The following is an 11,438-nucleotide window of genomic DNA, read 5'->3' on the forward strand; positions in this document are numbered from 1 at the left end:
GATACTTGCATTTTAACCGCCTCAATAATTTGACTGCTTCAGATATTTTTTATTTCTAATTATTTTTCACTCTTTTTATAACCGTCTAGTTTAAGGATAGTATTATGAGTAATAACAGCACTCGCGCTAACAGTCCAGTAATTACCAGCACCGTGGTAAAACCCACTAAAAAAACAACAGGCAGCGCCGAGTCAGATAGTAATGATACGACGACGAATCCTGCCAAAGACACTACCAATGAAAACGCGACTGATGACAAAAACGTAGCCGCTACCAAACAATCTGCTGCTACCGCAAAAAAAACCACTGAGACCGAATCAGTTACTGGTCAAAAACGTGTCGCTGTCATCGGTGGTAATCGCATACCGTTTGCACGCTCAAACGGCCCATACGCAGACGCTAGCAATACTGACATGCTGACCGCTGCACTAGACGGCCTGATTGAACGTTACAACCTACAAGGCGAAGTATTGGGTGAAGTTGTCTCGGGCGCGGTTATCAAACTCAGCCGTGACATTAACCTGACTCGTGAAGCGGCATTAAATACAGCGCTTCATCCACACACGCCAACTTACGACATATCACAAGCTTGTGGTACTGGTTTGCAAGCCACCTTCGCTTCTGCCAACAAAATCGCGCTTGGACTGATCGACTCAGCCATTACCGGTGGCGTTGACACCACCTCTGACGCCCCTATCGCTATTGGTGACGGCCTACGTAAAGTACTGCTCAAACTAGGCGCGGCAAAAGACAACAAACAACGTCTAAAAGCATTGATGGGTTTAAACCCAAAAGACCTAATCGATTCACCACAGAACGGCGAGCCACGCACTGGCCTATCGATGGGTGAGCACCAAGCCATTACCGCGCTTGAGTGGAATATCAGCCGTGAAGCCCAAGACGAATTGGCATTTAACAGCCATCAAAATCTATCACGTGCTTATGAAGAAGGTTTTTTTGATGATTTAATTACGCCATATAAAGGTCTGACTCGTGACAACAACCTGCGTCCAGACACCACACTAGAAAAGCTGGGCACGCTAAAGCCAGTCTTTGGTAAAAAGAATGCCAATCCAACAATGACAGCAGCCAACTCGACACCACTAACTGATGGAGCATCTTGTGTACTATTGGGTACAGATGAATGGGCAGCAGAGCACGGATTAAAACCGCTGGCTTATATCGTTCATCAAGAAACGGCAGCTGCCGACTTTATTGGTAAGTCTGGCACGACCGAGGGGTTATTAATGGCGCCTGCATATGCAGTACCACGTATGCTCAAACGCGCTGGACTAACGCTACAAGACTTTGACTTTTATGAAATCCATGAAGCCTTTGCTTCACAAGTGCTTTCGACACTCGCCGCTTGGGAAGATGAAAGCTTCTGTGAAGAACGTTTAGGATTGGATTCTCCATTAGGATCTATCGATCGTAGCAAACTCAACGTCAATGGTTCATCATTAGCAGCAGGACACCCTTTTGCCGCGACTGGCGGACGCATCCTAGCCACTGCTGCCAAACTACTGGATCAAAAAGGCTCTGGACGCGCGCTTATCTCTATCTGTGCAGCTGGCGGTCAAGGCGTGACTTGTATCTTAGAAAAATAAACAGCTTAGAGTGTGTCATCATTTAAATAGTACGGCTTATAAATAGTGCGACTGAGAATGAGATAAATTGACGCTAATCAAGGAAAAAATTGTGGGGAATATAAGCATATTCGCAAGATTTTTGACGATTAGTAGCAAAATTTAGCCATTTCAAGACCGCTAGATGATCGAATGTATTAATTGATGACATGTCCCGATTTATAAGTGTTTTGTATCGATCAAAACCCTAGAAAATAAAGCAAACATCTAAATATCTTCTTAAGATAGCAGCAGTAAATCTTGTTACCGTTTTCGAAAAAATGCCCTATTATTCATAGGGCATTTTTCGTTTTAGTTTGCTATGATTAACTTGAGCGATGGTTATATTAGCGTGCTAACGGAAAGGGAGTACTCATGGGTAAAATAAAATATTTATTAACAAAGCTCAGGCAAATAATTCTCAAAAATCGTGAACCCCACTACCACCCCCAAATTGCACAAAAAAAACCAACAACGGTAACAGACTTTAAAATAAGAACTACTGATAAGAATAAAACAGAAAATAAAAATAAATACGAACGCGAGCAAACTACCATGTCTAGACGCATTGAAAAAGATGTCCTTGACGATGAGTTACGCCGAAAAATGCATCAAGACCTCATTGATAGCCACGATGAAGAGCTTGAAAATGAAATAGACGACTATATGCGCGACTTTCATTTTGACGGCTGCCTGTTAACTACTCAAGAAAAGCTTGACCGTCGTACTTATTTTCAGGAGTTGGTTCGATTGCAACGTGAGCTCATCAAACTACAAGACTGGGTTGTAGAGCACGGTGAACGAATTATTGTGATATTTGAAGGGCGTGACTCTGCGGGCAAAGGTGGTGCAATCAAACGTATTACCCAGCGATTGAATCCCAGAGTTTGTAGAGTCGCAGCACTCCCCGCACCGACAGAGCGTGAGAAAACACAGTGGTATTTTCAACGCTATGTCGCACATTTACCAGCAGCAGGTGAGATTGTCTTATTCGACCGTAGTTGGTACAACCGAGGCGGTGTCGAGCATGTCATGGGTTTTTGTACCGATGCAGAATATGAAGAGTTTTTTCAATCTGTGCCAGACTTTGAGCGAATGTTAGTACGCTCTGGTATACGCGTAATAAAATATTGGTTCTCTATTACTGATGACGAGCAACACTCGCGCTTTATGAGCCGGATTCATGATCCTCTAAAGCAGTGGAAACTCTCTCCCATGGATTTGGAATCGAGGCGACGTTGGGAAGACTACACCAAAGCCAAAGAAACCATGTTTGAGCGCACTCATATTCCTGAGGCTCCTTGGTGGGTCGTCGAGGGCAATACCAAAAAACGTGCGCGCCTCAATTGTATTGCCCACCTACTTGATCAGGTTCCTTACAATGAGATACCACGTGACGAAATTGAACTGCCTGAGCGCAAACGTGATGAAGAATACTATCGAGAACCCATTCCAGATGACATGTATGTGCCACCACGTTATTAGAATGCCACGCATCCGAGCTTGATCTTATTATCAGATAAAACGGCCGCCTTATTGTTTGATAAGGCGGCCGTTTTAAGAGCTATCTATCTGTTTAGATATCATTAGCAGTGACATCGCACTCAATACGAATACGACCAACTGTCTACATCGTATAAGTTGATTGCAAACTGTCTATTTTACCAGCCAGCAACCGCTCAACTTCATTTTTTATTTTTTGCCCAGCAATATCATTGCCAATCTGCACCGCAAAGCCTTCTGGTCGCCCACCTTGAGTTTTAGCGTTAATCCAAACTACCTTGCCATTCATCGGCAACCGCTCGCTTGAGTTGGGTAAGGTGACAGCGACAAACACCTCATCACCTAGTGATTGAGGTCGATCGGACGGTACAAATAACGCACCATTCGTAACGAAAGATAAGTAGCTAGCATATAAGGTTTCATTGTCTTTAATCTGGCAGGTCAACACCCCGCCACGTCCTGGCATGGCCATCGTCAGCTTCCTTTATTCAGTAATTAGATATTCCTGACTTGATTGTTCTGTAGTCGATTCAATGTAAAAATATTGCAAGGCAACTAAGTATAGCTGTATATCTGGTACTTCAAGCGAAGTCAGCACAGTAATGCTTTTATAGTGAGGTGGCGGCTATATGAGTTGTTAAGCTGCATATCTTACAGATTGGCTAACTCTTGCATCAGCTTATCATAAGCGAATTTTTCTTGCACATTTTGTTGTAGAGCAATTTTTGTCTGCTGCAAACTCTTAGAAAACGTTTCCAGCATACCACTATCTGGCTCATAGCCATCCGTGATTGCTGAGAGATCGATGTCTTTTTGCAGTGCATTAAGCCCTAGACAAATACGACGCATATCTAGCATCATCAGCTCAGATAATTGAGTGAACTCGACAATACCAAGCTGTTTTTGCCAATAGTCACTGGCGGCCACACTACTCCGCTTACCGCTACGCAACGCCTGCCATGTCACTATCCACATATCACGCTTGCTATACCATGGGGTATTGGCCAACGCGATCGCTGCCAAAGGAGCCCCATTGGCCAATTGAATCAGCTGCGCAACTTCTGCCGTACCGACCGCCTCACGATTGACTATAGATCCAAGTGTCTCAGTGACGTAATCTATCGCCACAGTAGGCTGAATCGTCTGCAATGCCAGCTGCTGCACGCGACTTTTAATGGTTGGTAATAGCTGAGCAGGCGCATCACTGATCAGAAATAAATGCACTTGTGCTTGCGGCTCCTCCAGCGTTTTTAACAGTGCGTTGGCAGCAGCGACCGTCATTTTTTCAGCCTGGTCTAACACACAGATACGGAGTCCTTGACCACCCTGATAAATAAATGGCTGCAGCGCTCGAATGTCATCAACCTTTATTTTCAGAGCACTGTTGCTAGCTGCTTTAGTAGATTTTTTGCTTTTTGCGCTACTGCTTGACTTCTCTTTGGCATCAGCACTTTCGACAGACACTGGCATACTGACGAGTGGCAATGTTTGCAAGTTTGGGTGCGTGCCCGACTTTAGCCACTGACAGCTTTCGCACTCTGCGCAAGCCCCTTGTGGGTGTGTGGCACGCTGATGGCACAACAACCAAGCAACCAGCCGCCACACGAAAGCTCGCTTACCCATGCCTTGCATTCCAGCTGCAAGTAGCGCATGCGGCAGAGACTGCTGTGCGGTGACTCTAGTGGTAAGCTGTGACCATAGCGCTTGATGCCATGGTAGTAGCGGTGCAAAGTAAATGCTCTCAGCCATATGCTCACCGCCGTTAAATTCCATCATGTCATTCATGGCTTCTGCCCTACGGTAAATTCACTTTGGAGTATGTCGTATGGTTCAACGATTCAGAGAAGTATCACATTATATGTCAATATTTCAAACCCAACTTATGGCACGTTTTTCAGATTATTCAGCAGGCTTTTGAAACGCTGCTAAGCTCATCGCATTTAGACGATCTAAGTCCTCTTGAGTATCGACACCTGCCGGCAGATGACAACTCGCTGTTGCTATAGCGATATGCCCTCCATTTTCTAACACCCGTAGCTGCTCTAAGCTTTCGAGTCTTTCTAATGGTGTTTGCGGCCAGTGTACAAACTGCTGTAGCAAACTGACTCGATACGCGTATAACCCCAAATGACGATAGGCATTTTTAGGTACCATTTTTGTGGGTTCGTTGGCCAACACAGCATCTCGGTCACAAGGAATTGGTGTTCGGCTAAAATACAAGGCTCGCTGCAAATCATTCGATGTTTGACTGACAACCTTTACGACAGATGCGCGCTGAAAAGTTTCATAATCGTCAATGGGCTCACACAGCGTAGCCATCACACTATCATTATCAGCTACCAACAGCGCTTTCACTTGCTCCAGCAATGACGGTGGCACCAACGGTTCATCACCTTGCATATTAATCACAATGTCGTGGTTAGCCCAGCCTTTGATAGCGGCGACTTCCGCCAAACGGTCAGTACCAGAGGCGTGCTCGCTACTGGTCATCACCACATCAAAACCAGCGTCCATGCATGCTTTAGCGATGCGTTCATCGTCAGTAGCAATACACATATCATCGGCGAAATCTGCCGCCAACGCCTTTTCAGCAACCCAAATAATCATCGGCTTGCCATGGATTTCTAATAATGGCTTGCCAGGTAAGCGAGTGCTTTTAAATCGTGCAGGAATAACAATGTGAGTTTTAGCAGTTGTGGAAGACATATTTAATTCCTATCGTCGTCTTTATATACCTTAGATTAAAAAACATCAATTAACACCTGTATAACACTCACGAACAGACACTGGTAGCTCTGCTTTTGGTAATTACGATGCTCAGGCTAAATTATGTTTGACGTCAATACCTAATTTTTTTAATTGACTCTCTAATAGTTGATAGCAGTCTTCAGAAAGGACAGCCGTTACTGGTAGCACCCATAGCCTGCCTATGAGCGCTTTGTATTCATTGCTCAGTGTCTTATCAGCGGTAGCTTTTACTAACAAGGCCCTTATTTTCACCGCGTCTTTACTAGTAACCACGACTGGATGATCCTGATACTGTAATAACTCAGTCAAGTTAAATTCATAATGGTCCGGATAAGGGTATCCAATGACGTCAAACCCAAGTGACGTTAACGTATCAAAAAATCGTTGCGGATACCCAATGCCGCTCACAGCATATACCTGGCAGCCTTTTTTTGGTGACGTGCTATTGGTTTGAGAGTCAATTGTTGGAGTGTCGGAAGACGCGGGTTGCCACAGCTGCTGCATCTCTTCTGCCTGCATATGCATGGTCAAATGATTGATTTGGGCTTTGTTACTCCCCTCATTAGCCTCGTCAGCTGGATCTACTTCTAACTGGTCATGATATATAACATTTGCACCTTTTAATCTAGACATGGGTTCACGTAAAAACCCTGTTGGCAAAAGCTGCTCGTTGCCAAAACCCCGTGCCGCATCGACCACAATCCATTCGATATCGCGTTGCAGTGCATAATGTTGCAAACCATCATCGGCAACAATCAGTTGCAAGTCTGGATGCGAGACTAATAAAGTAGTAATTGCTTGCTCACGATTGGGGCTCACTGCCATTGGTACATTTGTCATGCCGACAATCAAGCAAGGCTCATCACCTACCATATTTGGCGTACTACTGGCGTTGACCAATGCTGGCATCTGACTACTGTCGCCACCATAGCCACGACTAATGACACCGACTCCGACGCCTTGTTTTTGTAGATAGTCGACCAACTCAATAATCAGCGGTGTCTTGCCACTACCGCCAACACTGATATTACCAATAACCATCACAGGGATGGGTGCTCGATAACTGCTCAACCACTTAGATTTATAAGCATAACGACGCAGTCTTATGACAAGTCCATACAACCAACTAACAGGCAGCAGTAACCATAACCAAGGAGCTTGGCGTTGCCATGCACGCGTCACGGTTGTCTCAATACTCATCTGAATCAATCACTTGTCTGATAGTTGTGGGCTATTCACGCCTCTTAATGATTCAAATCTGACTTGAACCTATTTGGCACTTATTCTGCTGCTACTCTATGCCTACTCAAAATCACGAGCATACATCTGCGCATAATGACCTTGCATCTGCATCAACTCCGTATGAGTACCCAACTCAACTATCTGACCACCATCTAATACCGCAATACGATCAGCCGACTCAATGGTAGTCAATCGATGAGCAATGACCAACGTAGTACGGTCTTTCATGACATTATCAAGCGCTTGTTGAATGTAATACTCTGACTCATTATCTAGCGCACTGGTCGCTTCATCTAAAATCAATATCGGTGCATCTTTCAACAGCGCACGAGCGATCGATAAACGCTGACGTTGACCACCAGATAGCTGTAGACCTTCAGCACCGATTTCACTTTGATAGCCTTCTGGCAGCCTCATAATGAAGTCATGAGCAAAAGCATCTTTGGCAGCTTTCTCAACTTCGGCTTGTGTTTTATTAGCCAAGCTACCATAAGCGATATTATTAAATACCGTGGTGTTAAACAGCACCACTTGCTGATTGACCATGGCAATCTGCCCACGCAAGCTCTCAAGCTTAATATCCTCTATTTTTTGTCCATCTAGCGCTATCATACCAGCTGAAGGCTCTAAGGTACGTGTCAATAAATTAACCAAGGACGATTTACCAGCACCACTGCGTCCTACAAGTGCCACTGTCTCACCCGCCTGCACATCAAGGGTAAAGTCACGTAATGCCACTGTCGAGTCTGGATAAACCAAACTGATATTATCCATCGATATTTCGCCAGACAATGCTGGGCTACTGATGCCTGTGTCATCTTCTTCTGGCTCATCAAGTAATGCAAATATCGACTCACCCGCTGCAATGCCTTTTTGCAACTTTTGATTGACATCTGTTAAGGATCTTACTGGTTTACTTAGCAATCCCGCCGCGGCAATATACGATATAAATGCACCCGCCGAAAAATTCTCGATAACCGATGGACGTAAGGCGAGCCACACCACGACCGACATAGCCATGGCCATGAGTAACTGTACGGCTGGGGTGTTGATACTGTTGGTGACGACGACCTTCATCCCTTGGCGTAAATTCTTTTTTGATGACTTATCAAAGCGCTTGGATTCGTAGGCCTGACCACCATAATTCTTAACGACTTGATAGCCACCGATAACCTCGTTGGTGATATGGCTGACATCACCCATGGTTTGTTGAATACCTTTAGACAATTTTAGATAACGTTTAGAGGCCACTCTGATCAGCCACAGTATAGGCGGTAGTACAAGGAATAGAATCAATGTCAAACGCCAGTTGCTATAAAGTAAAAAACCAATCAGCGCCACGACCGTCAAACCATCACGTAGTACTGTTTTCATCGAATCCGTACTAGCAGCGGTTACTTGCTCTACGTCAAATATCAGTTTAGACGAGATGGTACCAGCGGGGTTGGCTAGGTAAAACGAGCTTGGTAAGCGCAATAACTTGTTAAATACCTCTACTCTCAGCTCGTAAACTAAATTACGCGATACCAAAGCTGAATAGTAGTTACCCAAGAACGTCCCGACACCACGGACAAAAAACAAACTGATAATCAGTAACGGAAATAAATTTTGCTTGCTCTGATCACCTTGATTGATTGCATCCGTTATATACTCCAATAACTTAGCAATCCAAACCTCAGTCGATGCATTGATAGCAAAACCCAATACCGTCAGTGCCAATGCCCACCAATACGGCTTTAAATACCTTAACAGACGTAGCAAGGTTTTATGTTTTGGCGTGTTTGATGGCACTGCCGAGTCTTTTTTAACAGAAGTTTTTGTTGAGTCAGATTGAAAAGCTTGGCTCATAAAAGCCTCAATTTAGGTGTTAGAACATATAAATGTCATCACATGGATGGGCTGCATATATGATGCAGTTTTGAAGAATTAAGCTAAAAACAGCTAAATGGGTCATCAGGATTCATCAAGCATCTACGGCCCAAACCAGCGATTGATAGGTAATAGTCGCATCTTCTACTAACGATAAGCTGATGAGCAAACTGGCTAAGTAGTAGCTATCTTTTTATTTATACAGCAATATAAATATTATTTTTGCTGTATAAAAGCTGCGCTTTCTGCCTTAGAAATGACAACAAAGGGCGTTCGGGGCATGAGCAGTAGCTTGATACTTACCAAATACTTTAATCCTTTACCTCTATATGCTTGATCAGATCAGCTAATTGGTCTTGGCTTTGAAAAAATATCTCAACACTGCCCTGCCCGTCTTTCTTATGCTTCAACTTGACTTCCGCACCTAGCATATCTGTCAAGCGCTGCGTCAGGCGCTCAACATCACGAGACTGTATTTGCTCTGCACGATTGCTTTTTGACGCTGGTTGTAAAATAGACTTGACCAGTTTTTCAGCCTCACGCACTGTCATGCCACCATCGATAATCTTTTGGGCAATGATTGGTTGCTGCTCTGACGACAATGACAGCAATGTACGTGCGTGCCCCATATCTAACAGATTATTGGTCAAGTGTTCTTTAACCGCATCATGCAACTGATTTAAGCGAAGTAAATTTGACACGGTGGTACGGGCTTTGCCAACCACTTCAGCAATCATGGCATGGCTCATGCCAAACTCAGTATGAAAACGCTGTAATGCAGCCGCCTGCTCAATCACTGACAAATCTTCACGCTGAATATTCTCAATCAATGCCAGAGCAATGGCCAATTCGTCCGATAGCGCACGCTCAATAGCAGGAATGACCGGTTTCCCTGCCATTTTTGCCGCTCGCCAGCGCCGCTCGCCAGCGATAATCTCATGAGTAACAAATGACTCACTCTTATCTTCGTTAGCCAATAATGGACGAATGACAATAGGCTGCATCACGCCGTGCTGTTCAATAGAGGAAGCCAATTCTGCAAGTGCCGTTTCGCTCATATCACGGCGTGGCTGGTATTTACCAGCTTGCAGATGCGTTACATCGATTTGCACCAAACTGATGTGATCTTCCGAGGCATTACTTTCTGTGCCAGTATCCCGATTTTTGCTCGCAGGGTTCTTACTTGTCCTACGAGGCGATCTTACTGCACCAGTGCTTGCAATGGTATCTGGCGTGTCCGTTTTGGGGCGTGTTTTTTTAACGTTTTTTGCACGAGTGGCGCTGACAGGTTTGCTGTCATTTGCCGCGCTGTTATCTAGCAAATGCTTATCTGAGGTTTCAGCTGGCACAGTATCGTCACGCGCAGATACGTCGTCTTGCAAGGCAGAGGCGGTAATTTGCTTTTCTTTCTTGATTGACCCTAGTAAGGCATCTAAGCCCCTATTGGCCGCCAACCCTCTCTTCTTTGCCATGATTACCTGTCCCCTAACGCTAAAATAAAAGCCCATTACATGCAAATTTGGCTTAATGGCTTACTAATAAAACTTACTAATAATATAATACTGAGTGCTTTAGAATCGGTCCGCTGGCGTTTATTTTTCATTCTACTCACCGACAGAAGATACGATCTAACTGCTTTGTTTCATTACCTCTGCAGCCAACTTATGGTAAGCGCGCGCACCTTTTGACCATCTTTCATAGGCAGTCACTGGCATGCCGTGTGCTGGCGCCTCAGCCAAGCGAATATTCCTTGGAATACGAGTTTTGTACATAGTATCACCGAAGTGCGCCTCAAGCTCAGTAGATACATCACGAGCGAGTGTGTTTCTCGAATCAAACAAAGTCCTTACCACGCCACGAATATATAGCTTTGGATTCAACTCAGTCAAACGCTCAATGGTCTGTGATAAATCCGCCAACCCTTCTAGCGCATAATACTCACACTGCATCGGAATGATAATTCCATCAGTCGCGACTAAGGCGTTAATCGTCAATAAGTTCAAACTGGGCGCACAGTCTATGATCACATAATCATAAGCCGGTGCGTTATTGTCGGCCTGACTTTTGACCAACGCCTCCATTGCATTTTTAAACAACTCATGGCTATCGGTTTTACTCATCAAAGTGATATCCATACCTGCCAAATCTCGATTGGCCCCTATCACGTCAAACCCTGCTGGACTAGTAACAATAATATCAGCCAGCGAGACACCATCTAGTAGCGCATCTGCGATGGTCAGCTCCAACTCATTCTTATCTACACCAGTACCACTGGTGGCATTGCCTTGTGGGTCTAAGTCAATCAGCAGTACATTCTTGCGCTTAGCAGCCAAGCTAGCGGTCAAATTTACCGCAGTGGTAGTCTTGCCCACGCCGCCTTTTTGATTCGCAATCGCTATGATTTCCATACACTCACTCAATTTAATTAAGATCTATTACTGTTATTATTCT

General features: G+C 44.6%; 9 protein-coding genes. 2 read left to right on the forward strand and 7 right to left on the reverse strand.

Annotated elements, in window-relative coordinates; genetic code table 11:
* Positions 1–104: 104 nt before the first annotated feature.
* Complete coding sequence (locus L0J61_RS05070) at positions 105–1,607, forward strand: acetyl-CoA C-acetyltransferase (protein ID WP_301465258.1); 1,503 nt, start codon at positions 105–107, stop codon at positions 1,605–1,607.
* Between the two features lie 573 nt (positions 1,608–2,180).
* Positions 2,181–3,110, forward strand: coding sequence for a polyphosphate kinase 2 (gene ppk2 / locus L0J61_RS05075; protein WP_301465259.1), 930 nt, complete (start codon positions 2,181–2,183; stop codon positions 3,108–3,110).
* A 142-nt stretch (positions 3,111–3,252) separates the two neighbouring features.
* On the opposite strand, the gene L0J61_RS05080 is transcribed toward ppk2, so the two are convergent.
* The 7 genes from L0J61_RS05080 to L0J61_RS05110 form a co-directional block, all read right to left on the reverse strand.
* Positions 3,253–3,600, reverse strand: coding sequence for a PilZ domain-containing protein (locus tag L0J61_RS05080; RefSeq protein WP_301465260.1), 348 nt, complete (start codon positions 3,598–3,600; stop codon positions 3,253–3,255).
* A gap of 179 nt (positions 3,601–3,779) precedes the next feature.
* Positions 3,780–4,913 carry a DNA polymerase III subunit delta' gene (locus L0J61_RS05085; protein WP_301465261.1) on the reverse strand — a complete coding sequence of 378 codons (1,134 nt, stop codon included), beginning with the start codon at positions 4,911–4,913 and terminating at the stop codon, positions 3,780–3,782.
* Positions 4,914–5,027: 114 nt separating this feature from the next.
* Positions 5,028–5,834: a 3-deoxy-manno-octulosonate cytidylyltransferase gene (gene kdsB / locus L0J61_RS05090; protein ID WP_301465262.1), complete on the reverse strand. Its 807-nt coding sequence runs from the start codon at positions 5,832–5,834 to the stop codon at positions 5,028–5,030.
* Between the two features lie 111 nt (positions 5,835–5,945).
* Positions 5,946–7,076 (reverse strand): tetraacyldisaccharide 4'-kinase, encoded by a 1,131-nt coding sequence (gene lpxK, locus L0J61_RS05095; protein WP_301465263.1) that lies wholly within the window; start codon positions 7,074–7,076, stop codon positions 5,946–5,948.
* Between the two features lie 102 nt (positions 7,077–7,178).
* On the reverse strand, positions 7,179–8,966 hold the full coding sequence (gene msbA, locus L0J61_RS05100; RefSeq protein ID WP_301465264.1) for a lipid A export permease/ATP-binding protein MsbA: 1,788 nt from the start codon (positions 8,964–8,966) through the stop codon (positions 7,179–7,181).
* 332 nt (positions 8,967–9,298) lie between these two features.
* Positions 9,299–10,459: a ParB/RepB/Spo0J family partition protein gene (locus L0J61_RS05105; protein ID WP_301465265.1), complete on the reverse strand. Its 1,161-nt coding sequence runs from the start codon at positions 10,457–10,459 to the stop codon at positions 9,299–9,301.
* 156 nt (positions 10,460–10,615) lie between these two features.
* Entirely contained in the window at positions 10,616–11,395 is a 780-nt protein-coding gene (locus L0J61_RS05110) for a ParA family protein (RefSeq protein ID WP_301465266.1), read from the reverse strand.
* Between the last annotated feature and the right edge of the window lie 43 nt (positions 11,396–11,438).

It is taken from the genome of Psychrobacter sp., from assembly GCF_030457785.1.
Lineage (GTDB): Bacteria > Pseudomonadota > Gammaproteobacteria > Pseudomonadales > Moraxellaceae > Psychrobacter.

Coding starts and splice junctions, on each gene's coding strand:
- L0J61_RS05070 (WP_301465258.1), top strand. CDS start 105: ATGAGTAATAACAGCACTCGCGCTAACAGTCCAGTAATTACCAGCACC.
- ppk2 (WP_301465259.1), top strand. CDS start 2,181: ATGTCTAGACGCATTGAAAAAGATGTCCTTGACGATGAGTTACGCCGA.
- L0J61_RS05080 (WP_301465260.1), bottom strand. CDS start 3,600: ATGGCCATGCCAGGACGTGGCGGGGTGTTGACCTGCCAGATTAAAGAC.
- L0J61_RS05085 (WP_301465261.1), bottom strand. CDS start 4,913: ATGAATGACATGATGGAATTTAACGGCGGTGAGCATATGGCTGAGAGC.
- kdsB (WP_301465262.1), bottom strand. CDS start 5,834: ATGTCTTCCACAACTGCTAAAACTCACATTGTTATTCCTGCACGATTT.
- lpxK (WP_301465263.1), bottom strand. CDS start 7,076: ATGAGTATTGAGACAACCGTGACGCGTGCATGGCAACGCCAAGCTCCT.
- msbA (WP_301465264.1), bottom strand. CDS start 8,966: ATGAGCCAAGCTTTTCAATCTGACTCAACAAAAACTTCTGTTAAAAAA.
- L0J61_RS05105 (WP_301465265.1), bottom strand. CDS start 10,459: ATGGCAAAGAAGAGAGGGTTGGCGGCCAATAGGGGCTTAGATGCCTTA.
- L0J61_RS05110 (WP_301465266.1), bottom strand. CDS start 11,395: ATGGAAATCATAGCGATTGCGAATCAAAAAGGCGGCGTGGGCAAGACT.